Source organism: Methylocella silvestris BL2, from assembly GCF_000021745.1.
GTDB classification, from domain to species: Bacteria; Pseudomonadota; Alphaproteobacteria; order Rhizobiales; family Beijerinckiaceae; genus Methylocapsa; species Methylocapsa silvestris.
On sequence record NC_011666.1, the window covers coordinates 878,164 to 903,465 of the forward strand.

Sequence of the window (25,302 nt, forward strand, 5' to 3'; positions counted from 1 at the left end):
AGCCTGATATCTAGAATTTGACCGGTTTTCCGGGCACATAGAGCGACAAACCGTCTAAGTTGCCAATCGACGCCGCGATTCCATCCGAAAGCGCATAGCGGTCAAACGATCCGAGCCAAAGGCAAGCCATGATTTTTCTCGCCGCCCTCGTCGCCGTTTTTTCGCTTGTCACTGGCGTCATCGGCGCGATGCAACGGGACGCGACTGTCCTGCTTCTGGCCGTCACGGGACTGATTTGCGCCTATACGACGTTCAAATCTCCGAAGATTTCGAGCTTCCTGCAGATTTTCGCGGCGATCTTCGCGGCCGAAACCGTGTTGTTCGGCGTCGTGTTCATGATTTCGCAGGTCGGCATGTGGCCGGCCTCGCTCGCCGATTACGTCCTGCCGGAGAGCCTGCCGCTCACCGTCGCGATCTTCGCCATCCTCGTTTACGCCATTTCATTTATTCCCGTCGTGCAGTCGATGACGCGCATCGGCGACCGCTATTTCGACGCGAGCGGGGCGACCAGCGTCAAGATCTGGCCGCTGCCGTCCTTTGTGATGAGAGAGCGCTGGCTCGCCATCATGATGGTGGTCTTCCTCGTCGTCATCAATCAGGCCCAGGTCGGCATCCAGGTGCGCCTGTCGTTCTTCTCGCGCGACTGGTTCAACGCCATCCAGAACAAGGACCAGGCCGCCTTCTGGTCGCAGCTCTTTACCGTCTTCACGCCCTGGGCCTTCATCTATATCGCTTCGGCGATCCTCGAATTCGTCGTCGCCTCCACCTTGATCATCCGCTGGCGGCGCTGGCTTACCGAGGATTATGTCTCGCGCTGGCTCGACCGCCATACGCATTACCGCATGTCGCTCGCGGGCGGCCTCGCCGACAACCCCGACCAGCGCATCTCGGAGGACGTGAACCGCTTCATCAACGGCGGTCAGGAAGGCTATGGAATCTATACCTTCTCGATCCTTTTGATCTCGAACCTCTCTTCGCTCGTGTCCTTCGCGATCCTCCTCTGGGACCTGTCCGCCAATTTCACCCTGCCCGGAACCTCGATCGCCGTGCCCGGATTCCTGTTCTGGGTGGCGCTGATCTATGCCGGCTTCGGCACCTGGATCACGCATCTCATCGGCCGCTCGCTGGTTCAGCTCTCCTTCGCGCGGCAGCGCTATGAGGCCGATTTTCGCTTCTCCCTCGCGCGTCTGCGCGAATATGCCGAGCAGGTCGCGCTGCTCTCCGGCGAATCCGCTGAGAAAGCCTCGCTCGGGCAGCGCTTCATGGCGATCATCACCAATTATTTTCAGATCGTGCGGGTGCGCAAGAATCTGATCGGCTTTACCGCCTCCTATGGCCAGCTCAGCCCGATCATTCCCTATATCGTCGCGGCGCCCTTTTATTTCGCCGGAAAAATCACGCTCGGCGTCATGACCCAGACGGCGCGCGCTTTCGGCAGCGTCGACAGCGCGCTGACCTTCTTCGTGACCTATTACGTCTCGCTCGCCGATTTCAAAGCAGTGCTCGACCGTCTGATTTCGTTCGACGCCTCGATCGAGGCCGTGCAGCCCCCCGGCGGAATTTTGCGCGCGATCACGTCCCCGTCGCGGACTCAAGACATCGGCCTCACAGGCGTGACGCTCAAACTTCCCGACGGACGCGTGATCGTCAAAGACGTCAATCTGCAGCTGGCGGCTGGCGAGCCGACGCTGCTGACCGGCGCGTCCGGCTCCGGCAAATCGACGCTGTTCCGGGCCATTTCGGGCATATGGCCGATCGGTGAGGGGACGGTCTCGGCTCCCGACGGCGCGCGGCTGATGCTGCTGCCGCAAAAGCCCTATATCCCCAACGGCACGCTGATCGGCGCCGTCACCTATCCGGCCGCGCCCGACGCTTATGATGAAGCCGACGTCCGCGCGGCGCTGGCCGCGGCGAGCCTGCCGCATTTCGCCGATCAGCTCCATGTCGACGACAATTGGGGCCAGCGTCTGTCCGGCGGCGAGCAGCAACGCCTCGCCGTCGCCCGCGCCCTGCTCGCCAAGCCCGACTGGCTGTTCCTCGATGAGGCGACCGCGTCGATGGACGAAAATCTGGAGACGAAAGTCTACGATATTTTGTTCAAGGAGCTGCGCGAGACGACGATCGTCTCGATCGGCCATCGCTCCAGCCTGATCGAACGGCACAAGCGGCATATCGAAATGCGCCCGGGAAGCGACGGCGCCTTCACGCTGGTCGAGAATTCCGTCCCCGCGTGAGCCAGTGCAGGCAGCCTTGCTGCGGTCTTGCGCTCCGGGGAGCGCTGAAGTGACGGCCTCCGCCGGCATGGCCGCGGGACCGTCTCTCCTCGACTTCCTGAACAGTGCGGACGGCGCGGCCTTACGAGCCCGCTTCCAGGAAAAGTCGATGCCAAAGGGCGCGCTGTTTCGCGATCAGGACCGCGCGGATCGCGTTTTTGTCGTCCTGTCAGGCCGGCTGCGCGCCTATCTCACGGCGGAAGGACGCGAACTCAGCCTCGCCTATCTGACCGAGGGCGAGATTTTCAGCACACATACGCGGGCCGAGATCGAGGCGGTCGAGGACACGCGGCTGCTGCTCGCCGAGAGGCGCATGCTCGAAGGCGAACTCGCGCATTACCCGCCCTTGCGGGCCGCCATTATCCGCGTGCTCGCCCGCGTGCTGTCGCAGGCGATGACCGTGATCGAAGACCTTGCCTTTCACGACGTGCGTGGGCGGATCGCGCGCTACCTGCTGCGCTGCGCCCGGCGCGACGGCGCGGCGGAGGCCGGGCAGATCATCCGCGTGGGCCTCAGCATGGATGAGCTTGCGGCCTTGCTCGGCTCGACGCGGCAAACGGCCTCGACGGAGTTCAACGCGCTGATCCGCGAGGACGTCATCGCCCGCAAAGACCGGCAGCATTTCCTGCTGCGGGATCCAGCGAAATTGCTTGCGGCGGCAGGCGTCGCCGAAGATGTCAGCTAGCTGACAGACGCCCCCGCAGCCCCAGGCGTAAAACCGCGCGATCCGGAACAGAGGGATCGGCGCGATGGGCAAATACGACCGTTACATCAGCTTCAAAAACGCCAATTGGGAAAGTCAGTCGAGCGGCGTCATGGATGGCCTCAAGCCTCATATCGAGGCGGCCGACAGTCCCTTCTGGGTCTATTTTATGCGCCAGCGCGAACTCGCGCATCAGCGCGGGCTCGACGATTTGCGGGTCTTGCATAATTTTCTGCCGACCTTACGCGAATTGCTCGAAGAGTTGGACGATCAGCCAACGCTCGCGCTGCTCGAGCAGCTCGAAGAAAGCTGCATGTAGGCAGCGGGCCTTATGGCTTGCCCCAGGCGAGCTTGATCTTGAATTCGGGCGCCGCATGCGCGCCGACGACCCAGAGATCGCCTTCCGTGCTCAGCGTCGCGCCGAATTCGATCTCGACCGTTTCCGGTCTTTGCGGCAGCGCGCTGATCGCAGCCTCCATCGTCGCGGCGATTTCACTAAGCGAGCCGAAAGCCGCTTTGACGACATCCGCGGTGGCTCTCGTCGTGCCGTTGACGAAGCCCGAATCGGCCACTCCCGGCTCAGGGGCGCCGCCGAACAGCACAATATTTCCCTCGGCAAAATCAATGATTATGCGCGCCGGCATCAGCTGGTCTCCTTCGTGCTGCAAATTGAGCGGAATGTATTTCTAACGTCACGTCGCGGGCGTCAGCTTGGCGATGAGCTTTTCATAGAGCGGATTTTCCGCCGAGAAGACATAGTCGAGCGCCGTGACGCCGACATGATCGGCGCCGCGCCCGATCAGCCAGTCGGCCAGCGCCGCAACTTTCTCGGCCGGACAATTCAGGCTCATGCGGCCGTCCTGCGCGCAAAAGCGCAGCCGCGCCGAAAACAGGCTTTGCGCCTCCGTCGCCAGGGAAGCCGGCGCGCAGGGCAGCACGGTCGAAACCTCGCGCGTCGTGCGGGCGAGTTCTTCCGCGGCGATGCGCGACAAAATCGCCCGCGCATTCTCCCGCGCCGGTCCGCTCCAATCGGCGCTGAGCGAGGCGACCAGATTGGCCTGCGAGCGCAGGATGATCCCGTCGTCGAGAATTTTCAGCGCATTGGCGGCGAGCGTCGCCCCCGTCGTCGTGATGTCGACGATGAGCTCGGCCTGCCCCGCCGCGGGCGCACCCTCGGTCGCCCCCGAGCTTTCGACGATGCGATAATCCGACACATGCATTTTGGCGAAGAACCGCCGGGTCAGATTGACATATTTGGTCGCCACCCGCATGCGCTGGCCGCGCCTTGCGCGATAGCTTGCCGCCACATCCTCGAGATCGGCCATGGTTTTGACGTCGATCCAGGCGCGCGGCGCGGCGACGACGACATTGGCGAAGCCGAAGCCAAGCGGCGTCAGCAGCGCCACCTTATCGTCGGCGTCGGCGATCGATTCCCGGACAAGATCCTCGCCGGTCACGCCAAGATGCACCTGCCCGCTCGCCAGCTGCGCGACGATGTCGGCCGCAGACAGAAAAGCGATCTCGACGTTTTTGACGCCGACCAGCGAGCCGCGATAATCGCGCGCGCCGCGTCCCTGTGCGATCTCGAGCCCGGCCCGCGCGAAAAAGGCGGCGGCGTTTTCCTGGAGCCGCCCCTTGGAAGGGACAGCGAGGACGAAAGGATCGCTCATTTTGCGCTCCCGTCGGGGCGCAGCCGGTCGACCCAGATCGAGGCGCCGACGGCCGGAATGGGCTCAGCTGCTCCCAGCGTCTGCAACAGCTGATCGTAGCGCCCCCCCGCGACGATCGGCTTTGCCGCGGGCCGCGCGCGGTCGTGCGCTTCGAAGACGAAGCCGGTGTAATAGTCGAGATTGCGCGTAAAACTCGCCTCGAAATGCAGCGCGGCGAGATCGAAGCCGAGCGCGGCGATAAAGCCGAGCCGCGTGTCGAAGGCGTCGAGCCCGGCGGCAAGATCGAGCTTCGCGTCAGCCGCGAGGCGGCGCAGCGCTGCCGACGCCTGATCGGGATCGCCCTTGATTGCGAAAAAGCGCTCGATCACCGAAACCGTCTCAGCGGAGACGCCCGCGCCGCCGCGGAGCGCGGCCTGCTCCAGAAAGCGGTCGGCGATTTCGCCGGGAGTTCGGCCGCCGACCGAGGCGATGCCCGCAATCGACAACAGATCCTCGACGAAGGCGCGGGCGCCCTTCTTGTCGGCGCCCTCCAGCACTTTCAGCACTCCAGAATGATCATGCGCCGCGCCATTCTGCGTGGCGTTGAGGATCGCCGCGACGCTCTTGCCCTGGCTATGGCCGCGCGCAATGCGGCGGCGCCATTGCGGCGCGAGGTCGAGCGATTCGAGGAGTTTCGAGAAGAGGCCGGCGTCGCCGATCCGCACTTCGAGATCGAATTCCCCGGCGACCCCGGCCGCGTCCAGCGCGAGCGTCAGAATTTCCGCGTCGGCGGCTTCAAGGTCGCGTCGGCCAAAACTCTCGACGCCGGCCTGGATGAATTCGCTCGGCTCGTTGGGGGCGTAGCGGAACACCGGGCCGCAATAGGAATAGGCGGCGCTCTCGCCCGCCAATCCCGAGGCGAGATAATGCTGCGAGACGGGGATCGTATATTCGGGCCGCAGGCAATAATCGGCGCCGGAGAGATCGCTCGTCAGATAAAGCTGGCCGCGCAGATCCTCGCCGGAATCGAAGAAGATCGAGGCCGGCTGCAGGATCGCCGGCTCGCAGCGCTGATAGCCTGCGCGCGCAAGATGCAGTGCTACGGCGTCGAAGGGATCGTTATCGGGGCTCAAGGTCGGCGCTCACATGGGCTCGCGGGGTTTGGTGCGGTCGGCTCTGCACCCGGAGGCTTCTGAATGTTCACGGTTTAAGCGCAAGCCCTCATAGTGAGGAGCCGCGAAGCGGCGTCTCGAACCACGAGGGCGTCAATTATTCGCCCTCACCCCCATCCTTCGAGACGCGCCTTTCAGGCGCTCCTCAGGATGAGGAGCGAACTCTTAGAACATGATGCGCCGCAAGGAAATGGCGCGGCTTAAGATCGGCGCGCCATCACTTCCCTGACAGCGTCGACCAGATTTTGCTCGGCGACGGTGAATTGCGCCTTGGCGCGCAGTTCGAGGTAATCTGCGCGGTCCTTGCTGGCGCCGGCGAGTTCGGCGCCGAGCGCGAGGTCGCGGATCGTCACGCGCGCACCTTCGGCGTGGTCGCGCTCGTTCGAACCCTGAATGACGGCGCAGAGCGAGCCGCGCTTGTCGGCGTATTTCAGCTGCGCGTTCATGCCCGAGCCGCCGAGATAGAGTTCGGCGCGGATGTCCGCGCTGCGCAGCGCCGTGACAAAACCCTGATAGCGCGCGAGATGTTCGCGATCGAGCACAAGCACCACGACGGGGCCGGGCTGCGACGCAGCGGAGACGATGGGCGAGCCGACCGCCTTCAGCGCGGAATAGAGTCGCGAGACGCCAATGGAAAAACCGGTGGCCGGAACATTCTCGCCGCGAAACCGCCCGACGAGACCGTCATAGCGGCCGCCGCCGCCGATCGAGCCGAAACGGACAGGTTTGCCGTCCTCGCCCTGAACCTCGAAAGTCAGCTCGGCCTCGAAGACGGGGCCGGTATAATATTCGAGGCCGCGCACGACAGAAGGGTCGATGCGGATGCGCGCGCTGAAGCCTGCGGCGTCAATCAGGGCGGCAATCTCGGCGAGTTCCGCGACGCCTTCTTCGCCGCGCTGCGATCCGGCGACCGACGCGCGCAAAACGCCAAGCATCTGCGCCGTCCCCTCCCCTTGCGCAGCGACATAGTTGAGCACACGCTCGACCGCGGTTCGTTCAAGCCCCGCGCCCTTGGTGAAATCACCGCTCTCATCCTTGCGCCCCGGCCCGAGCAGAAGCGCGACGCCCTCCGGTCCGAATTTGTCGAGCTTGTCGATGGCGCGCAAAACCGTCATCCGCCGGCCGGCGTTCTCTTCGCCGCCCAAGCCGATCGCCTCCAGAACCCCGTCCAACACCTTGCGGTTGTTGACCTTGATCACATAGTCGCCGCGCTTGACTCCGAGGCGCTCCAGCGTGTCGGCCGCCATCATGCACATCTCGGCGTCGGCGGCGACGGAGGGGGCGCCGACCGTGTCAGCGTCGAACTGCATGAATTGGCGAAACCGTCCCGGCCCCGGCTTCTCATTGCGAAACACATAGCCGGCGCGATAGCTGCGATAGGGTTTTGGCAATTTGTCGAAATTTTCGGCGACGAAGCGCGCGAGCGGCGCGGTGAGATCATAGCGCAGCGACAGCCAGCTCTCGTCGTCATCCTTGAAGGAAAAGACCCCTTCGTTCGGACGGTCGAGATCGGGCAGAAATTTGCCCAGCGCGTCGGTGAATTCGATGAAAGGCGTTTCGACCGCCTCAAAACCATAGAGCTCATAAGAGGCGCGAATGGCGGCGAGCATTTTCTCGGTCGCGGCGATCTCGGCGGGGCCGCGATCGCCAAAGCCGCGCGGCAATTTTGCGCTGGCGCGCGCGGGGGTCGTTTTGTCGTCGGTCATGATCTATCCGGTCCGCCGCGGCTTCTATGCGTCGCAAGAATTCTGGACATTGCTGTAAGAGGCGAACGCCGCGGCGGCAAGCCGCGCCTTACCGCAGTGTAATTTGCGCTTGCGATGGAAGCGCCCCATCTAATAGCGCGGCGGACCAATCCGCCGATCTTCTTCAATCGGAGACGACCATGTCACCCGAGGAACGCCAGTTGCTCCAAGGCCTGTTCGAGCGCATTCAAGCCGCCGGCGGCGGGCCGCGCGACAGGGACGCCGAGGCTTTTATCAATGACGCCGTGAAGGCGGCGCCCTATGCGCCCTACCTTCTCGCCCAGACGACGATCGTTCAGGATCAAGCCCTGCGCGCCGCCAATGATCGGCTGCAGCAGCTTGAGGCGGAAGTTCAGCAGCTCAATCAGCGCCTCGCCCAGGCCGAAGCGCAAGCCCCGCAACAGAGCGGCGGATTTTTGGGCGGCCTAGGCTCGCTCTTTGGCGGCGGCGCCCCGCCGCAGCGCAATGATGCTCCCCCGCCCGGCTGGAATCGTCAGCCTCCGCAGCAAGGCGGATGGCGCGACCAGCCGCAGCAGCAAGGCTATGGCCAGCCCCAGGGCGGTCCGTGGGGCGCTCCGCAGGGCGGGCCAATGGGCGGTCCCATGGGCGGCGGCTTTGGCGGCGCGCCGGGCGGCGGCGGCTTCCTTAAAGGCGCGCTCGGCGCTGCGGCCGGCGTCGCCGGCGGCGTATTGCTCGCCGATTCGATCAAGGGGCTGTTCGGCAGCAGCGCCCATGCCGCCAGCGGCCTTGGCATCGGCGCCGGCGTTCCGGGCGCGGACGCCAGCCTCGCCAGCAACCCCGGCGGCGAAACCATCGTCAACAATTACTATGGCGACGACGCCGTCCGGCAGGCCGACTACCAGCAGGACGCCGACCAGGATCAGGATGATTATCAGGATGCCGGCGATTATTCGGGCGGCGACGATTCGAGCGACATCTGATCGGCTGGCCGATGCGGCATGGCGGCGACATCGCCCGCCGTGCCGCTATAGCCCTTCGGCGTGAGCCAGCAGAACGTCGGCATAGGCGCCGGCGCTATGTGTGTCCCCGAAGGATCGAGCGAGTCGCGCCGCGCGCGCATGGCTCTCCGGCAGCCGCGCCGCGAGCCGCATGATCGCCGCGGCGAGAGCCGGCGCGTCATAGGGCGCGAAAATCTCGCCCTCCGCTTCGCCGCTGGCGATCGAGGCCGCCGCAAAAGTCCCGAGCGCGGCGACCACCGGGCGCCCCGCCGCGACCGACTGGGTAAAGATTCCGGACCCGCGCAGACCGAACAGCAGCGGATCATAGGGCAGCAGCATCGCGTCGATCTTGCCGGTCTCGGCGGCATAATCCGCTTCCGTCAGCACGCCTTCGACAAGTCGGACGCCGCCCTGCGCCCGCAGCGCCTGCTCCGCCGCGACAGTCGCCGGCTCCCATCCGCCATGCTGCAACTGGACCACGAAATCCGCGGCAAGGTTTTTCGCCCGGCACAATTCGATCGCCTCGGGAAGGAGATGAAACCCCTTGTCGCATTTGGAATAGCCAAAGAAGCCGAACGCCGGCCGGTCCGCGACGGGCGCCGCGCCGAGCGCCTCCCCGAACGGCACGGGCAGGATTTTGGCGTCGATGGCGTAAAGTTCGCGGTAGAGCCCGGCGATGGCCGCATTCTCCGCCGTGAAGAAGAGGCTGCGGCCGATCAGCGGCCGCGCCAGCGTAAAGGCCTTTCGATAGAGCTTTGGCCCGAGACGCGCCTTGCGCCCCCAGGGCGTCCAGTCGGGCGCAAACATCAACTGGCAGACCACGCGGGGCCGCTGACCCTCCGGCAGCGCCCTCAGCGCCCGGACGAGGCCGAGAAGCTGGTTCTGCGACAGACCCGGCACGACGACAAGATTTTCCCGGCGCAAAACGTCAGCGGGCAGCGCGGCAAGATCTTCACGGAAGGAGGCGTTGAGCGTTTTCGCGCTGGTGCGCTCCGAGGGGATCGCCGGATCGAACGGGCGTCGGCGCAGGAAAGCGGCAAGGCGAAGCAGCCGGCGCTCATTCGGCGTCGGACTCTCGCTTTCGTAGAGGGAGACGCGGAAATGCGGGATCGCGCCGATTTCGGCGACGATCGCCGGATCCATCGACCGCATGCCGAAGGCGCGGACGCAATGACCCCGCGCCGCGAGCGCCTCGCCGACCTTTTTGACAAGGCTGTAGCTGTGCTCGCCGCGCCCGATCAGCCCATTGTCGAGGAAGATGATGTCCATCAAACCGCCGCAGACATCGCCCGAACGCTTGAGCGCGCGCCGGGGCAAAGGCCCCGGCGCCAATCTCGGGGCTCTTAGAACATCGAGGCCGAAAGCTCAATCCGACGTCCGGGGGGAGCTAGACTGCGGCAGTTCGATGCATGGCGAACCGGGGCCGCGCCGTCCCACCCTCTAACGCCGGCGTAAAGCAGTCTAGCGGGCCAAATTAGGCTCCCCGAGAAAGTTAGTTTGCTCTTGCGCGATATAAAGGCCCGATCTGCTGACAGTCGTTCTGTAAAACGGATAGCTTGACTTTTCTCTGTAAAGCGGGCATACAACGTCATCTGCTTTACTGTAGATGTTGGCGCGCCGATTGCGTGAAGAATAGCTCGCTATTCTCCTATCGGACGTTAAACGCCCTCCGCAGGATGACCCAGGCACGCAGGGCGTCCAACATAGTTGTAGCCGCAACCGTCCGACATTCAGGCGGAGCGGCGCATAGAAAGTACCCCACTTGCAAGATTTCTCCGGACTCGGCCTTGCCGCGCCCCTTCTCCTCGCGCTGAGCAAGCTCGGCTATACGAAGCCGACGCCGATTCAGGCGCAGGCCATCCCCCATGTGCTGACCGGCCGCGACCTCGTCGGCATCGCCCAGACGGGCACCGGCAAGACCGCCGCCTTCGCCCTTCCCATTCTCCATCAGCTCGCCGCCAATCCGCAGCAGCCGCCGCGCGGCGGCGCCCGCGTGCTGGTGCTGAGCCCGACGCGCGAACTCGCCAGCCAGATCGCCGAGAGCTTCCGCAGCCTCGGGTCGGAAATGCAGCTATCCGTCGCCGTGGTGTTCGGCGGCGTGCCGCATGGCGCGCAGATCCGCGCGCTCCAGCGCGGCCTCGACGTGCTCGTCGCAACGCCCGGCCGGCTGGTCGATCACCTCGATTCCGGCGTCGCGCATCTCGGCAAGACTGAATTCTTCGTCCTCGACGAAGTCGATCAGATGCTGGATCTCGGCTTCGTCAAGGCGATTCACCGCATCGTCAAGACCCTGCCGCAGCGCCGTCAGAATTTGTTCTTCTCGGCGACCATGCCGACCGAGATCGCCAAGCTCGCGGCCGACCTCCTGAAAAATCCGGCGCAAGTCTCGGTCACCCCGGTGGCGAAGACGGCGGATCGCGTCGAGCAGCAGGTTCTGTTCGTCGAAACGCACAGAAAGCGCGACATTCTCGTCGATCTCCTGGCCGACGCCAAAATGGCGCGCACGATCATCTTCACGCGCACCAAGCGCGGCGCCGACAAGGTCGCCCAGCATCTCGAGGTCTGCGGCGTCTCCGCCGCAGCGATCCACGGCAACAAGAGCCAGAGTCAGCGCGAGCGTTCGCTTGCCTCGTTCCGCGCCGGCCGGGTTCGCGCGCTTGTCGCGACCGACATCGCGGCGCGCGGCATCGACGTCGACGGCGTCACCCATGTCGTCAATTTTGATCTGCCGGAAGTGCCTGAGGCTTATGTCCACCGCATCGGCCGCACCGCTCGCGCCGGCGCCGAAGGCGTCGCCATCTCGCTCTGCGATGGCGCCGAGCGCGATTTGTTGCGGAATATCGAGCGGCTGACGCGGCTGCGTCTGCCGACAGAAGATCGCCGCGCCGCGCCGGGTTCGCCCGAATCGCGCCCGCCGGTCCGCGCGGCCCAGACGGCGCGTCCGCTCGAACAGCGCCGCCCTCCGAACGCCGGCCCTGGCCGGCCGCAGGAAAGAGGGCGCGGCGCAGGCCCAGCCTCCTCCCCCGCGCAGTCGCGCCCCCGTTTCGGCGCGTCGCGGCCGCAGGGCGAACGCCGCGCCGGGGATCGCGAAGCCTCGCATCAGGGCTGATCCTAAACGCTGCATTTGCGGCGGCGTTTTTCAAAGCATACAAGACCCGGGAAGTCGGTAGACTTTCCGGGTTATTTTTTGGAGCGACGCATGCCGCGTCGCGCATCCGCAAAAACATTCGGCCGGCCGACGCGTTTGAGCGCGGAGACGAAAATGTTCAAAAGCCATTTTGAAATGATGGCCGCCTATAACGCCTTCGCCAACACACGCCTCTATGAGCAGGCGGCAAAGCTTTCCGACGCCGATTATCGCGCCGACTGCGGCGCGTTCTTTAAATCCGTGCATGGCACGCTCAATCATTTGCTCGTCGCCGACCGCATCTGGATGAAGCGCTTTACCGGCGAGGGCGAGCCGCCGAACCGGCTCGACGCCATCTTGCACGACGATCTCGCGTCGCTCCGCGCCGCGCGGCAGGCGGAGGATCGCCGCATCGCAGACTATGCCGCAGGGCTCGACGACAGCGCGCTGAAACGGAAAATCGCCTATCAAGCGGTCACGTCCCCAATTGCGGTCGAACAGGAGCTCTGGTCGGCGCTGACGCATTTTTTCAACCACCAAACCCACCACCGCGGACAGGTTCATGCGTTGCTTACCCGATTGACGGGCGAGGGTCCCGTGCTCGACCTGCTCGCCTATCAAAGGTCCGAAGCGGCTAAAACGCCCCCTTGAAGCGGGCGACTTCTAGGGCGCGCCTGAAAGACAGCTCAACGGCATTTTTCGACGTCCCGTTGATCTTCATATGACGATTGTCTGTTTATCGCGTCAGCGGCTCGATTTATTTATAGGCGAGACGAAGGTTGAGCGTTCCCTCGACGCCGATCTTGTCGAAATTGTCGGCAAGCCATTTCTTGGCGCAGTCCCGACCGAAAGCGTGCAACTTCTCGATCATCGGCCAGGAGGCGTCGACCTTCGTCGAGGCCGCATAGGACGCCAGCAGGTCGCCGCCGTCGATCCGGTGCGCGCGGGTCTGCATATAATCGTCCCGCGACAGCTTGCCCTTGTCGATCAGCCTGTTGACAAAGTCCATTGCGCGCATTTCACCCATCAACGCGCCGTTGAAGGTAATCTCATTCAGGCGGTCCTGAATATCGCGCGCCGTCTTCGGCGTTTCGAGACGCTCGATCGGATTAATCTGCACGATCAATATGTCCGAACATCCCGTCTTGTAGAACAAGGGAAACAGCGCGGGATTGCCCATGTAGCCGCCGTCCCAATAGGGCGCGCCGTCGATCTCGACCGCCTGAAACAGAAACGGCAGACAGGCCGACGCCATGACATGATCTGCGGTCAGATCCTTGCCTTCGAATACTGTAATCCGCCCATTGTGAACATTGGTGGCGCTGACGAAGATTTTCATTTCCGTCATCGCCCGCACCTTCTCGAAATCGATCATCTCGACGATGTGGTCGCGCAGCGGATTGATGTTGAGCGGGTTGAACTCGTAAGGGCTCGAATAATGGGTGAGGAAATCGGTCCACCAATAGGCGATGTTGCGCCGAAGATCGAAGTCCTTGAAGAAGAGATTGATGAGCTTGCGCTGCGCCGGCGAAAAGGCGCCCTGATCGCTGATCGAACGCCAGAACCGCGCGAGAGCCTTGCGCGCTCCTTCGCGACCGCCGGTCAGATATCCTTCCGCAAGCACGACCGCGTTCATGGCTCCGGCGCTGGTGCCGGTGACCGCCTCGATGTCGAGCCTCTTATCTTCGAGGATGGCGTCGAGGACGCCCCAGGTAAAGGCGCCATGCGAGCCGCCGCCCTGCAGGGCGAGACTGATCTGTTTTTGGCCGGTCCAATCAATCGGCGCGGCGTCCTCCGTCATTCGGCCGTCCATCCGCCGTCGATCGAAATATTCGAGCCGGTGATCTGCGAGGCCGCGTCTGTGCAGAGGAACGCCGCCAGCGCCGCCACCTGATCGACGGTCACGAACTGCTTGGTCGGCTGCGCCGTCAGGAGAACGTCATTGATGACCTGTTCGCGCGTCAGATGGCGCGAGGCCATGGTGTCGGGGATCTGCTTTTCGACCAGAGGCGTCCAGACATAGCCGGGAGAGATGCAATTTACCGTGACGCCGAAGGTCGCGAGCTCCAGCGCCGCCGTCTTGGTCAGCCCGTCGATGCCGTGCTTGGCGCTAACATAGGCGGATTTGAACGGCGAGGCGACCTTGGAATGGGCCGAGGCGGTCGAGATGATGCGGCCCCATTTGCGCGCCTTCATGCCGGGAATGGCTGCGGCGATGGCGTGGAAAGCGGCGGACAGATTGATCGCGATGATGAGGTTCCAGGTATCGATCGGAAAATCCTCGATCGGCGCGACATGCTGGATCCCGGCGTTGTTGACGAGAATATCGACGCTGCCAAAAGCTTTTTCGGCGTCCGTCACCATGGCGCGGATTTCTTCCGGCTTGGTCATATTGGCCGGCGAATAGGCCGCCTTGACGCCGAAATCCGCTTCGATCTTGGCGCGTTCGGCCTCTATCGCCGCCGCATCGCCGAGGCCGTTGATGGTGACATTGGCGCCGTCCTTGGCGAATTCGCGGGCGATGGCGAGCCCGATGCCGCTGGTCGACCCGGTGACGATGGCGTTGCGGGATTTAAGGGTCATCTTGAGCTCCATGGAAAACGGCGCAGCGGAAACGGCGCGGAATGGGACGAGGGGCGAGAAACACGACGAATTGCATTGGCCGGCGAATCTGGGCGGGGTTTTCGAACAAAAGCCGCGCGAGCTTGCCGCAGGCGGGGCGCGCGGCGCAAGACCTTCTCTTTAGCGCAAGAATTACGATATGGTGAAGGATGACAAGTTTACGCTCACCGCAGCCTCTGCCGGACGAACGACATCCTTGTGACCATGCAGCGGATGGCGCCGCGCTCGACGCCGCGCTGACGCTTTGCCGGCGCGAGGGCGTCGCGCTCACTCCGAGCCGGCGGCGCATCCTCGAGCTGCTGGCGCAGGGGCGCCGCCCGCTCGGCGCCTATGAGCTGATCGACAAGGTCGCGGCGGCGACCGGCAAAAGGCCGGCGCCGATCTCGATTTATCGCGCGCTCGATTTCCTGTTGGAGAACGGCCTCATCCACCGCCTCGCCTCGCGCAACGCCTATCTCGCCTGCGGCCACGGCCACGCCAGAGAGACGCCGATCGTGTTCTTAATCTGCGAAAGCTGTGGCGAAGTGGCGGAAGCCGACTCCAGCGCGCTGCGCGCAAGCATCGCGGCGCTGGCCAGCGAAGCGCATTTCGCGCCGCGCACGCAGGTTATGGAAGTGGCGGGCGTGTGCCGGGCGTGCGCGGCCAATTCATAGGCCAAATCGGGCTGTTCCAGAAATTTACTTCGCCGCGTCGCAGGCAGCAATAAAGTCCCAGCTAGCGGCCCCATTCTCTGCTGAACGGAGCACGCAATGCTCACCGCTTCGTCACGATAATCCAGCCCGACAGCGCGCCGATCGCGACCGGCTCAAACGTTCCCGTTGAATCCTGCACCGTATAGGTCGGCAGCTTTGAGCCGGAGATTTCGACGAGGCCATACCAGGGGTCGAGGAAGACGCATTTTTGGTCCGTCTTGTAGACCGCGACGCAGACGATGAAATGGCCGCCCTTTTTCCATCTGACATGGCAAAGCACCGGCGTATTGTCCTTGGCGTAAGCGTAGAGATAGGCCCAGACATTCTCGACAAAGAGCGCGTTATAAGTCTTGACGCCTTCCGCGCGCAAAACGCTGGCGAGATTTTCGATGCTGCCGGTTCCGTTGCTTTCGGTGAAATTATCGGGATAATTCTGTGACAGTTTGCGCGCCTCGGCCTCGAGGCCGCCGGTGATCGAAGACGTGTAGTAGACTTTCGTCATAGCGACGCTCGCCGGGCCGCAGGACTGGTTTTTCTCCTGAATCATGACGCCCCAGCGCTCGCCGTGACTGTCTGAATAAAAATTGGCCATTCGCCCCTCCCATTATTTCGCAATGGGGCATTTTGCCGCGCTTCCTTGCGCAAAACCGCGCCAAAAAGCACATTGCGCGCGCGGCGCGGCGGACCCTCGACGGCCGCGCTTGACGCTCTGCGCGATTTTCGCCACCACTGTGGCCGATCGATCGGCTAAGATTGCGTCACGCGCGCCTGCGCTGGAACGCAAAATCATGGGACGTCGCCCTGCATGACCCTGCTGCAAGATTCGCCAGCCGCCCTGTCCACGGCGCCCGACTACGCCGCTGAGCTGCGAGCCGGACCGTCGCCGCGCCGGCGCTCGGTCGGCGTCCTCGTCGGCGACGGTCCGGCCGCGGTGCAGGTCGGCGGCGGCGCGCCGATCGTCGTGCAATCCATGACCAACACCGACACCGCCGATATCGACGGCACCGTGGCGCAGGTCGCGGCGCTCGCCCGGGCGGGCTCGGAGCTTGTGCGCATCACCGTCGACCGTGACGAGGCGGCGGCCGCCGTGCCGCATATCCGCGAGAAACTGGCGCGGCAAAACTGCTTCGTGCCGCTGATCGGCGATTTTCACTATATCGGGCACAAGCTGCTCGCCGATCATCCGGCCTGCGCGGAGGCGCTCGACAAATACCGCATCAATCCCGGCAATGTCGGCTTCAAGGACAAGAAGGACCGCCAGTTCTCGGCCATCGTCGAGACCGCCATCCGCTATGGCAAGACGGTGCGCATCGGCGCGAATTGGGGCTCGCTCGATCAGGAGCTTCTGACGAGCCTGATGGATGAGAACGCCAAGACCGCCGCGCCCGCCCCGGCCGATGCGGTGATGCGCGAAGCCATGGTCCGCTCCGCTTTGTTTTCCGCCGCCCGCGCGGAAGAGCTTGGCCTTTCGCGCAATAAAATCATTCTGTCGGCCAAGGTGTCAGCCGTGCAGCAGCTCATCGCGGTCTATCGCACGCTCGCGCGGCGCAGCGATTATGCGCTGCATCTCGGCCTGACCGAGGCCGGCATGGGCTCGAAGGGCATTGTCGCCTCCTCCGCCGCGCTCGGCGTGCTGCTGCAGGAGGGAATCGGCGACACCATCCGCGTGTCGCTGACTCCCGAGCCCAATGGCGACCGCTCGCTCGAAGTCAAAGTCGGGCAGGAAATTCTGCAGACGATGGGTTTTCGCACTTTTGTGCCGCTCGTCGCCGCCTGCCCCGGCTGCGGACGCACCACCTCGACGGTGTTCCAGGAGCTCGCGCGCGATATCCAGACCTATATCCGCGACGAGATGCCGAACTGGAAGACCCGCTATCCGGGCGTTGAGACCTTAAACGTCGCGGTGATGGGCTGCATCGTCAACGGGCCGGGCGAATCAAAACACGCCGACATCGGCATTTCGCTGCCCGGAACCGGCGAAACGCCGACCGCGCCCGTGTTCATCGACGGCCAGAAGGCCATGACTCTTCGGGGCGAGGGCATCGCCGCCGAATTCAAGACGATCGTCGAGACCTATATCGAGCGGCGCTTCGGCGGGGCGAAAAGCGCGGCGGAGTGAGAGCCGGCCCATCTGGGCCGAAAACGGCGTAGCCAACGGTTTGGCGCTGAACATGCATTGGGGCCCGCACGGCCCGCCTTGTCGCGACATTTCGGACAAAAGCGACACACGCGGCGGGCTCATGCATGAAAGCGCGCGGCATGACGGACAAAGTCGAATGGGTCGTCTGGAACGGCTCGATGGGAATTCTCGATATGGCGACGGTCGGCTGTATCGAAGTGGGCGCCGCCGGCAGGAGCGCCTATCTCGCCGCGCCGTACGGCGTGGTCGGGCCGTTCAGTCTCGATGAGCTTGAAACGCAGGGCCGCATCGCTTTTGGCGCGTGCCTTGTCATGTCGCGGCAGAGATGGCGCGAAGATCAGGTTCAACTGCGGATCGAAGCGCGAGAAAGACGCCGGGCTTTCCTGTTCCGGCTGAATTTCAACGACGATGATCAGGAGCACCGCGAGGTTTTGAACCTGCCCGCGGAGGGCGAGCTAACGCCAACAGAAATCAACGCCGCCTTCCGCAGGATGGCCAAAAGCGCGCATCCCGACGCCGGCGGCAGCGGCGAACAGTATCGCCGCATCACGGAGGCGCGCGACGCCCTGATGCAGGTTTTCGCGCGCGCGGCTTAGGCGCCGGGCGCCGGCACAGGCCTCAATGCAGCTCTTTGACGCCGAGAGCCGTTTCGAGCGCGGCGCGCTCCCGGTTGTTATCGCAATGACTGAGAAAATCGCCAATTTTGGTGCGTGTATCGGTTGAAAGGACCCAGCCAAGCGGCGGCGCCGCCGGCGGCGGCCGCATGTCGTTAGTCTCGGCGTCACACATGGCGAGATGGGCGAAGAAAGATCCGTCTGCGCGCGCAGGCAGTGGCTGCGTCGAAAGCAAAGTCGCGTCCGCCGCTGCGGCGAGATTGGCCGCGACCTTCTGCGACTGGTCGGCCGCCTTGGGGGCCGCCTGGCTGACAGGCTGCTCAGCACAGATCTCCGCGGCGAGCTCCTCGGCGGCTCGTGTCCCATGCGCTTCGCGCACGGACATCACCCCGAACAGCGGCGCGGTGAGTTCATTGTATGACGAGAAGACGACGCCTTTTTCGCCATCATTCGACAGGCTTCCGGTTGCGTCCTTGAAAGGAAAATAGTTGTCGGCATCCTGCGTATCCGCCGGCGTTGCCGTGCTCAACACGCATTGCCCGTCAGCTTTGCGCTGGCGCAGCCTGACGCGGGCGCGTGCCTCGTCGAGGCCTGGATCGCTGCTGATCAGGAGGACGACTCGTCGGACGGATTTGTCGCCATATTGTTGCTTGATCGCGCGCTCCGCCTCGCGCGAGATTTCGAGCGCCGTGGCGGCGCCGTAATTGTCGAAATAGCCGCCGTCGATTACATAACCGCGGTTTTTGTGCTGCGGAGCCAGATTCCCAGCCGGCGATACGTAAGTGAACCTCGCGCTGTTGTGCGACGCCGTGCTGGCTCTAACGTCGGCGCCAAGAATTTGCAGCGCGTCATAACTATCCTGAAACACGTGCCGCTCGATCTTGACATTGCTGGTGATGATGCGCCGGCCGGTCTCCTGATGCGTCGCATTGAGCAACAGGATTGGGCGCCAGTGGCGCGCGGCGCTTGCCGTGTCTGGAAAGAAGCTCAAAAAGGCATCGGCGAGCAGGCCGCCGCTCGCATGTTCGAACCCCTGTTCGAGAGCGACGCCGCGGTCACCCTGATTGAGATCAGGGAGAATATTCGATGGCCCATCGACAAAGACCCAGCTGACAAGTCCGGGCGCTAGAAAATCCTCGGCAAGATAACTCACCGGCTCGGCAGCTGTTCCGTCAGCCTCCTGCTTCGCAGCCGCCGCGACATAGGCCGACGCGCCGACGCTGCCGCCCGAGACGGCGCTGATAGCGAATAGCAAATGGCGCAATTCGCGCGGATTTTCGGGACGAGCGAGATCGTGTTCGAGCCTCTCGAGGATCGCCGCGGTCCAAACGGCGGCCCTTATGCCGCCGCCTGCGGCGGCGACGACCAACATTGGTATCGGCTCGCCCTGATGCAATGGCGCGTAATCATCCACCGCCTGCCTGTACCAATTGAGCGCCGCATCCTTGACAGTCGGCCGATCGGCGGGAGACTGGATCGCTTGCCAGTCTTTAACTGTCGGCTGATCGGCGAGAGACTGGGTTGCCCGCGGGTCGGCGTTCAGCTGCGGCGCGGGCGCGCCCTCCGAAACGGTCGGACGATCGGCCGGGTGTTTGATCGCGCTGCGGCTCGACGCCTCGTGCGGAACGGGCGCCATCGGACAAACGTCCTTCTCGCAGGTGCGCACACGGTGAAAGGGACGAATGAGGGAGGTCCCGACGGCGAGAGCCAACAGAAACACCAACGCGAACTCGGCGACGCCGCGCTGGGTCGTCCGCGGCCATCTGTCACTCAGGTAATCGGCGGTCCATTTCATCATCAGCCAAAAAAATGTGACGCTGGCGAGCACCGCCCCGAAGGCGAAGAAACAGACAATCATCGAGCCAAATGCGCGGCCGAGCTGCATCGGAACGAAAATACTGGCGAAGAACGCGGCCAGGACAGGCAAGAAAAGGATGATGGTCCAGGCCGCCTTGGAGTGCGTCTCGTCTGTTCCGTCCGGCTTGCCCCGGCGCAAATAGTTGATCAACAGCAAAAATGCCGCAGCCGAGGCGATGATCGCCGCGGTTCCCGAGAAAAAGCCATCTGGAATGCGCCCCTGCCGAAGGGCGACGAGCAGACCGACGAGCAGAACAATTTCGAAGAAAAGGCAGCCAAAAAAAATGTTCCTCGCCAGTCTTTTGTACGATCGAGCTTCGTTTCGTCTCGATGTGAAGACATAGTCCCCCGCCCAGAACAGCGCCGCAGCGAGGATGATCGCGAGTGGCGCCGCGAAGGCGATCCAGGCCATACCGTGTTCAATGAACGCCGGCTGATTTCGCGCCGCAAGAGCGAGGCTCAGCGCCGCAAGCAGATGAGCGCATACGCCAAGGAAGCGCGGCGGCCAGTAGACCCAGGTTTCCTTGCCGGTGAGCAACTGCCCCTTATAGAGATGGTCAAGGCCAAGACGCGCGGAATGCCAATTGTTTAACGCCCAATAAATCAGGACAACAAAGAGCGCGAGGAGCCTCAGGCCCGGTGAGTTCATGAGGCCGACGCCGAGTTCGCGGCCCTGATCGTTGAAGAACAGAAGAAGCGCTGCGCCGATGACGATGGCGATAGGCAGCCACATGGCGGAAAGCGCGCGCGTTAATTCCGAGAGGAAGGCCCACAACGCCAACAGCAATCCGCCGGCGAGGATGGCCACCGCCGCCCATTTGAAAAATTCCATTGTCGCTCTCCCGCGCAAAGAGCGTTTCGAGCGCGGATGTGGTCCGACCGGCGAGGATGAGGCAAGTATCGGCCGTCAGGGCCAAAACATCTTTGCAAAATGAAACGCGAAAATGAACTTCAATAATGAAGCCGATTGTCCCTGCGGGACGCCCGGCGATAGATTATGGCAAGTTCGCGCGGCTTTCGCAATGTGGCGCGTCGCAGCGCGGCTAAATCAGCCCCGCCGCAATATTGATTGTCAGCGCCAGCACCGCGCTGTTGAAGAAAAACGCGATGATCGAATGCACCAGCGACACCCTGCGCATTTCCTTGCCGGTGATCTGCACGTCCGCCGTCTGCGAGGCGACGCCGATGATGAAGGAGAAATAGAGAAAATCGAAGTAATCCGGGTCTTCGGTTCCCGGAAATTCAAGGCCGCCGGCAAGCTTTGGGTCCCTGCCCGGCTCCTGGTCGAGTTCATCGAAATATTCATGCGCGTAATGCAGCGCGAAGGTCAGGTGGATGAAGAACCAGGAGGAAACAATCGTCGCCGCCGCCAGCGCGATATGCAGCCCTTTCCGTGTCCCTTCCATCTCCTGCGTCGAACCGAGCTGAGCAACGATCGCGGCCATGGACGCGCTGGCGGCGAGACAGGTCACGACAAGAATGAAGAACCGCCCCTCGTCGCTCTCCTTCGCGCGCCAGCGCATCGATTCCGGCGTCGCCCGCAGGATCAGCAGGGTCGAAAGAAGAAAATAGAGCAGCGCGCCGACGTTCCAGCTAATGAGGAAGCGCGTGGCGTGAACGGGAAACGGCGCCAGAAAATAGGCGAGCGCGCTGGCGGCAAGGCCGGCGAACAGCCGCGGATGGCCGCGGACGGTGCGATAGGGATAGCTGACCGAAACCATTGCGCTCTCCGCCTCCGGCTATCCCGGCGCCGTCAACTCGCCCGTTTGGCGACGAAATGCGCCGCCTCTTTCAGCGTCGCGGCGTCAAGGCCCTGCGAGAACAGATCGAGCGCAGCGATCGCCTCCGCGGCCAGCCTGTCGCGGCGTTTTCGCGCATCCTCGAGGCCCAGCGCGGCGACAAGGGTCGCCTTGTTGCGGCCGGCGTCCTTGCCGGCGCGCTTGCCGAGCGTCGCCTCATCCGCCTCGACGTCCAGAATATCGTCGGCGACCTGAAAGGCCGCGCCAAGCGCATGACCATAGGCCGACAGCGCGGCGCGGGCCTTTGCGTCGGCGGCGCCGATGATCGCGCCGGCCAGCACGGAAAAATGCAACAGCGCGCCGGTCTTCATGCTTTGCAGCCGGATCACTGCCTCGGCCGTATGCGGCGCCGTCGACTGTTCGGCTTCAAGGTCGAGAACCTGGCCGCCGATCATGCCGCCAAAGCCTGCGGCCCGCGCCAGCGCCAGCACCAATTCGGCGCGGATCGCGGGATCGGCGTGCGTCGCAGGATCGGCCAGAACGTCGAAAGCATAAGTCAAAAGGCCGTCGCCGACGAGAATGGCGGTCGCTTCGTCATAGGCTTTGTGGGTGGTCGCGCGACCGCGCCGCAGATCGTCATTGTCGAGGGCGGGAAGATCGTCATGCACGAGCGAATAGCAGTGAATCATTTCGACCGCCGCCGCCGCGCGTGTGACGCCCTCGCCTTCGACCCCGAACAGCCGCGCCGTCTCGATAAGGAGGAAGGGCCGCAGCCGTTTGCCGCCGCCGAGGCTCGAATAGCGGATCGCCTCCAAAAGACGGCCCGGCCGGGCGATCTCGCCGGCCAGCGGCGAGGGACCAAGCAGGCGGTCCAGCATCGTCTCCACAGCGTCGGCGGCCGTCTTCAGCCTCTTGTCGAATTCCCTCGCGGCGCCCTCCGCCATATGCTTCGCCTTCTTAGCCTTGCAGGTAGAGCCGACCGGCTCTCCGACGCCTGTCGATAAAGTTGCGGTTCGGCTTGCCCGATCGCGGCAGATCGGTCAAGGCTCGGGCATGGCGCGCTCGGGCCCCCTCGGTTTTTTGGGCAAACTCTTCGCGATTGTCCTCTGCCTCGCCCTGGCTTTGCTGCTCGGCGTGGTCGGACTCATTTTCGCCTATCGCTATGTGACGCCGACCTCGACCTTGATGCTGGCGCGCTATATTCAGGGCAAGCCGGTCGATCGCGTCTTTGTCCCGCTCAATCAGATTTCGCCCAATCTGCGCGCGGCGGTGATCGCCTCCGAGGATTCGCTGTTCTGCCGCCATCATGGCGTCGATTGGAGCGCCTTGCAGGAGGTAATCGATTCGGCCGACGAAGACGGCCCCGCGCGCGGCGCCTCGACGATCACCATGCAGACTGCCAAGAATCTGTTCCTTTGGCCCTCGCGCTCCGTAATCCGCAAGGCCATCGAGATCCCGCTGGCGCTGATCATCGACTTTCTCTTGCCGAAACGGCGCGTTCTGGAGATTTATCTCAATATCGCCGAATGGGGCGAGGGGCTGTTCGGCGCGGAAGCGGCGGCGCGGCGCTATTTCCAGAAAGGCGCCGACCGGCTCGATGCGCGGCAGGCGGCGCTGATGGCGTCCGCCTTGCCGAATCCGCGCATGCGCGATCCCGCCCATCCAAGCCGCCAGATGACGCGGCGCGCCGCCACCATCGCCGCGCGGCTGCGCGACGAAGACCTCTCCTGCGTCAATTGAGGCCGCGACAAAACCCGAAATGAATGTATTGGGAACACAGAACGGGAGGCGGCCCTCGCCGCCGCTCTTCGATTTACGATAGCCAGCGCCGGATTTTCATTGTATGAGGCGCGCTCGCCTTGAAACGCACGCCGAGCCGCGGCTCGCACAAAAGTTTAGTTGAGACTGACCTATGGCCGTTCCGAAACGCAAGACCTCCCCCATGAAGCGCGGTTTCCGCCGCTCCGCCGACGCGCTTGCGGCCCCGACCTATGTCGAGGACAAGGATTCGGGCGAGCTGCGCCGTCCGCACCACGTCGATCTCAAGACCGGCATGTATCGCGGCCGCCAGATCCTGACGCCGAAGAACAAGGAAGCCTGAGGGCTTGCCTCATCCTGAGAAGGACGCGAGGCGCGTCCGTCTCGAAGGATGAGCCGACGCTAACGGCGTCGCTGCCCCTTAATGGCGGTTGATCTGCCGCTGGCGCAGCGTGTCGACCTGATCCTGCACAATTTTATATTGAGCCGGAGCGTCGCGCAGACGGGCGCGGCGGTTCTTTTCGGTCACCCAGAAATTATAGACATTCGCGACGATGATCGACGCGATGAAGTCGTGGAAATCCGTGTCGAGCGCCGTGCTCGAGCCGAGCCCATAGACATAGGGCGCGCCCTGCACGAGATAACGCCCGATCGTCGGCTCGCCGAGAAGCTGCGGCGGCAGCCATTTCGTCGCAATGTCGATCTCATCCAGCACATGCAGCAATTCGTGCTCATAGATGCGCGCGAAGATCTGCACGGAGAGATCGTCTTTCGGATTGTAATCGACTGATTTGGCGAGATAAATCCCCATTTCGAGGTCGAGGAACACATCGCCCCCCAAAAACTCGAACTTCCACGGCCCGTGCTCCGAACCTGACGCCGAGCTTCGGCGCCATTGCGCATTGGCGTCGGCGAAGCGGATGGTCGGCGCCGCGGTGACGAGGCCATCGACGATTCTTAGCTGTCCCGACTGCGCGGCGCTCGTGTTCGGCGCAAGCCGCATCATTTCGGGAACGTCGACGATGTTGGGATACCGGATGTCGCCCTGGGCGACGCCCGCGGGGCGGCGTGACGCCGAAATAGTCCGGCGGCAGCAGCAGCTCGTTCTTGGGCCAGGTGATGCGCGGAACAAATTTGACAGCCATGTGAGCCTCCGCCGCCTTTATGGCGAAGGTCCGAGGCGGCGCCGGTGCGCTGCGTCACGCCGGCGTTGTTATCCGCACGATCGTCTGATCTACAGGCTGGCGAATTCGCCGTCGGCCGCCGCGAGAAGGCGCTGCGAGACGAGCTCACGCAGAGCGCGAAGATCGCCGCCGAAGACCCTGATTCCTTCGGCAAGTTTCTCTGTCGCCATCGCGTCCTCATTCAGCATGAAGCGGAAGGTCTTTTCGTCGAGGTCGAGCTTTGCCGGAATCCGATCCGGCGGAATATGGGGCGTCAACCGCTGTTCAAGTCCGCCGTCGTCGCGGGCGAGTTCATCGAGCAGTTGCGGCGAGATCGTCAGCCGGTCGCAACCGGCAAGCGCCTCGATTTCCGCCTTGTTGCGGAACGAGGCGCCCATGATCACGGTCGAAACGCCATGGGCCTTGAAGTAATCATAGATCTGCCGGACCGAAAGCACGCCGGGATCGGTCTCCGCCGTAAAGCTTTTCCCCTGCGCCTTCACGTGCCAGTCGAGGATGCGGCCGACGAAGGGGGAGATCAGAAAGGCGCCGGCGTCGGCGCAGGCGACGGCCTGCGCGAGCGAGAAGACCAGCGTCATATTGCAGTCGATCCCCTCGCGCTGGAGGATTTCGGCGGCGCGCGCGCCCTCCCAGGTGGCGGCGATTTTGATCAAGATCCGGTCGCGGCCGACGCCGCGGCGCTCATATTCGGCGATGATGGCGCGGCCCTTGGCGACCGTCCCCTCGACATCGAAGGACAGATCGGCGTCGACTTCGGTCGACACCCGGCCGGGCACGATCTTGGTCAGTTCTTCGCCGAAATTGATCGCCAGCCGGTCGGCGACCTCGCTCGTCAGCCGATGATGGCTGCGGCCCCAGACGATCGCTTCATTGACCAGCGGCTCATAGGCCTTGAGCTGGGCGGCTTTCAGGATGAGGGTCGGATTGGTCGTGGCGTCGGTCGGCGTAAAGGCGCGGATCGCCTCCATGTCGCCGGTGTCGGCCACAACGGCGGTCATCGTCTTCAGCTGATCGAGTTTCGAAGGCAGTCTTTGCGCGGACATAGGCGATCCTGTTGGCGTGGCGGAT

At 63.6% G+C, this 25,302-nt stretch carries 24 protein-coding genes; 11 read left to right on the forward strand and 13 right to left on the reverse strand.

From position 1 onward, the window contains the following. Window positions 1–128: 128 nt before the first annotated feature. The 3 genes from MSIL_RS04125 to cowN all read left to right on the forward strand — a co-directional run bounded on the left by MSIL_RS04125 (window position 129) and on the right by cowN (window position 3,295). A complete protein-coding gene (locus tag MSIL_RS04125; RefSeq protein ID WP_012589839.1) occupies window positions 129–2,234 on the forward strand; it encodes an ABC transporter ATP-binding protein/permease in 2,106 nt (701 codons plus the stop codon). A gap of 49 nt (window positions 2,235–2,283) precedes the next feature. Further along, window positions 2,284–2,958: a Crp/Fnr family transcriptional regulator gene (locus tag MSIL_RS04130; protein ID WP_012589840.1), complete on the forward strand. Its 675-nt coding sequence runs from the start codon at window positions 2,284–2,286 to the stop codon at window positions 2,956–2,958. Window positions 2,959–3,022: 64 nt separating this feature from the next. Continuing rightward, window positions 3,023–3,295, forward strand: coding sequence for a N(2)-fixation sustaining protein CowN (gene cowN, locus MSIL_RS04135; protein ID WP_012589841.1), 273 nt, complete (start codon window positions 3,023–3,025; stop codon window positions 3,293–3,295). Window positions 3,296–3,305: 10 nt separating this feature from the next. On the opposite strand, the gene MSIL_RS04140 is transcribed toward cowN, so the two are convergent. The 4 genes from MSIL_RS04140 to hisS all read right to left on the reverse strand — a co-directional run bounded on the left by MSIL_RS04140 (window position 3,306) and on the right by hisS (window position 7,503). After that, window positions 3,306–3,620 (reverse strand): CU044_2847 family protein, encoded by a 315-nt coding sequence (locus MSIL_RS04140; RefSeq protein WP_012589842.1) that lies wholly within the window; start codon window positions 3,618–3,620, stop codon window positions 3,306–3,308. Window positions 3,621–3,668: 48 nt separating this feature from the next. After that, window positions 3,669–4,646 carry an ATP phosphoribosyltransferase gene (gene hisG, locus MSIL_RS04145; RefSeq protein WP_012589843.1) on the reverse strand — a complete coding sequence of 326 codons (978 nt, stop codon included), beginning with the start codon at window positions 4,644–4,646 and terminating at the stop codon, window positions 3,669–3,671. Continuing rightward, window positions 4,643–5,758, reverse strand: a complete 1,116-nt coding sequence (locus tag MSIL_RS04150) for an ATP phosphoribosyltransferase regulatory subunit (protein ID WP_012589844.1) — start codon at window positions 5,756–5,758, stop codon at window positions 4,643–4,645. The genes hisG and MSIL_RS04150 overlap by 4 nt, the downstream gene beginning before the upstream one ends. A 239-nt stretch (window positions 5,759–5,997) precedes the next feature. Further along, window positions 5,998–7,503, reverse strand: a complete 1,506-nt coding sequence (gene hisS / locus MSIL_RS04155) for a histidine--tRNA ligase (protein ID WP_012589845.1) — start codon at window positions 7,501–7,503, stop codon at window positions 5,998–6,000. Between the two features lie 179 nt (window positions 7,504–7,682). Between hisS and MSIL_RS04160 the strand changes: the two genes are divergently transcribed. Further along, complete coding sequence (locus tag MSIL_RS04160) at window positions 7,683–8,483, forward strand: DUF2076 domain-containing protein (protein ID WP_012589846.1); 801 nt, start codon at window positions 7,683–7,685, stop codon at window positions 8,481–8,483. A gap of 45 nt (window positions 8,484–8,528) precedes the next feature. On the opposite strand, the gene MSIL_RS04165 is transcribed toward MSIL_RS04160, so the two are convergent. Continuing rightward, the gene (locus tag MSIL_RS04165) at window positions 8,529–9,770 is read right to left on the reverse strand and encodes a glycosyltransferase (protein ID WP_012589847.1); all 1,242 of its coding nucleotides are present in this window, start codon (window positions 9,768–9,770) and stop codon (window positions 8,529–8,531) included. Window positions 9,771–10,263: 493 nt separating this feature from the next. On the opposite strand from MSIL_RS04165, the gene MSIL_RS04170 reads away from it, so the two are divergent. Next, window positions 10,264–11,610, forward strand: coding sequence for a DEAD/DEAH box helicase (locus MSIL_RS04170; RefSeq protein ID WP_012589848.1), 1,347 nt, complete (start codon window positions 10,264–10,266; stop codon window positions 11,608–11,610). Between the two features lie 153 nt (window positions 11,611–11,763). Further along, a complete protein-coding gene (locus tag MSIL_RS04175; protein WP_012589849.1) occupies window positions 11,764–12,279 on the forward strand; it encodes a DinB family protein in 516 nt (171 codons plus the stop codon). Window positions 12,280–12,385: 106 nt separating this feature from the next. Here the strand turns inward: MSIL_RS04175 and MSIL_RS04180 are convergent, their stop codons facing one another. After that, on the reverse strand, window positions 12,386–13,429 hold the full coding sequence (locus tag MSIL_RS04180; protein WP_012589850.1) for a patatin-like phospholipase family protein: 1,044 nt from the start codon (window positions 13,427–13,429) through the stop codon (window positions 12,386–12,388). Beyond that, window positions 13,426–14,211 carry a 3-hydroxybutyrate dehydrogenase gene (locus tag MSIL_RS04185; protein WP_012589851.1) on the reverse strand — a complete coding sequence of 262 codons (786 nt, stop codon included), beginning with the start codon at window positions 14,209–14,211 and terminating at the stop codon, window positions 13,426–13,428. The genes MSIL_RS04180 and MSIL_RS04185 overlap by 4 nt, the downstream gene beginning before the upstream one ends. A gap of 188 nt (window positions 14,212–14,399) precedes the next feature. Between MSIL_RS04185 and MSIL_RS04190 the strand changes: the two genes are divergently transcribed. Further along, complete coding sequence (locus tag MSIL_RS04190; protein ID WP_012589852.1) at window positions 14,400–14,903, forward strand: Fur family transcriptional regulator; 504 nt, start codon at window positions 14,400–14,402, stop codon at window positions 14,901–14,903. 100 nt (window positions 14,904–15,003) lie between these two features. Here MSIL_RS04190 and MSIL_RS04195 read toward each other — a convergent pair whose 3' ends face one another. Further along, window positions 15,004–15,534 (reverse strand): C39 family peptidase, encoded by a 531-nt coding sequence (locus tag MSIL_RS04195; protein ID WP_012589853.1) that lies wholly within the window; start codon window positions 15,532–15,534, stop codon window positions 15,004–15,006. 213 nt (window positions 15,535–15,747) lie between these two features. On the opposite strand from MSIL_RS04195, the gene ispG reads away from it, so the two are divergent. After that, window positions 15,748–17,061, forward strand: coding sequence for a flavodoxin-dependent (E)-4-hydroxy-3-methylbut-2-enyl-diphosphate synthase (ispG, locus tag MSIL_RS04200; RefSeq protein WP_012589854.1), 1,314 nt, complete (start codon window positions 15,748–15,750; stop codon window positions 17,059–17,061). A 140-nt stretch (window positions 17,062–17,201) separates the two neighbouring features. After that, window positions 17,202–17,678 (forward strand): J domain-containing protein, encoded by a 477-nt coding sequence (locus MSIL_RS04205; protein WP_041368466.1) that lies wholly within the window; start codon window positions 17,202–17,204, stop codon window positions 17,676–17,678. Window positions 17,679–17,700: 22 nt separating this feature from the next. Here the strand turns inward: MSIL_RS04205 and MSIL_RS04210 are convergent, their stop codons facing one another. The 3 genes from MSIL_RS04210 to MSIL_RS04220 form a co-directional block, all read right to left on the reverse strand. Continuing rightward, window positions 17,701–20,385 carry a hypothetical protein gene (locus MSIL_RS04210; RefSeq protein ID WP_012589856.1) on the reverse strand — a complete coding sequence of 895 codons (2,685 nt, stop codon included), beginning with the start codon at window positions 20,383–20,385 and terminating at the stop codon, window positions 17,701–17,703. Window positions 20,386–20,596: 211 nt separating this feature from the next. Then, window positions 20,597–21,274, reverse strand: a complete 678-nt coding sequence (locus MSIL_RS04215) for a DUF1345 domain-containing protein (RefSeq protein ID WP_012589857.1) — start codon at window positions 21,272–21,274, stop codon at window positions 20,597–20,599. A gap of 32 nt (window positions 21,275–21,306) precedes the next feature. Next, on the reverse strand, window positions 21,307–22,236 hold the full coding sequence (locus MSIL_RS04220) for a polyprenyl synthetase family protein (RefSeq protein ID WP_012589858.1): 930 nt from the start codon (window positions 22,234–22,236) through the stop codon (window positions 21,307–21,309). Between the two features lie 109 nt (window positions 22,237–22,345). Between MSIL_RS04220 and mtgA the strand changes: the two genes are divergently transcribed. Both mtgA and rpmF read left to right on the forward strand, forming a co-directional pair. Continuing rightward, window positions 22,346–23,032, forward strand: a complete 687-nt coding sequence (mtgA, locus tag MSIL_RS04225; protein WP_012589859.1) for a monofunctional biosynthetic peptidoglycan transglycosylase — start codon at window positions 22,346–22,348, stop codon at window positions 23,030–23,032. Window positions 23,033–23,204: 172 nt separating this feature from the next. Next, entirely contained in the window at window positions 23,205–23,393 is a 189-nt protein-coding gene (rpmF, locus tag MSIL_RS04230) for a 50S ribosomal protein L32 (RefSeq protein ID WP_012589860.1), read from the forward strand. Between the two features lie 78 nt (window positions 23,394–23,471). On the opposite strand, the gene MSIL_RS20015 is transcribed toward rpmF, so the two are convergent. Further along, the gene (locus MSIL_RS20015; protein WP_012589861.1) at window positions 23,472–24,056 is read right to left on the reverse strand and encodes a hypothetical protein; all 585 of its coding nucleotides are present in this window, start codon (window positions 24,054–24,056) and stop codon (window positions 23,472–23,474) included. Window positions 24,057–24,284: 228 nt separating this feature from the next. Beyond that, window positions 24,285–25,277, reverse strand: coding sequence for a transaldolase (gene tal, locus MSIL_RS04240; RefSeq protein ID WP_012589862.1), 993 nt, complete (start codon window positions 25,275–25,277; stop codon window positions 24,285–24,287). Between the last annotated feature and the right edge of the window lie 25 nt (window positions 25,278–25,302).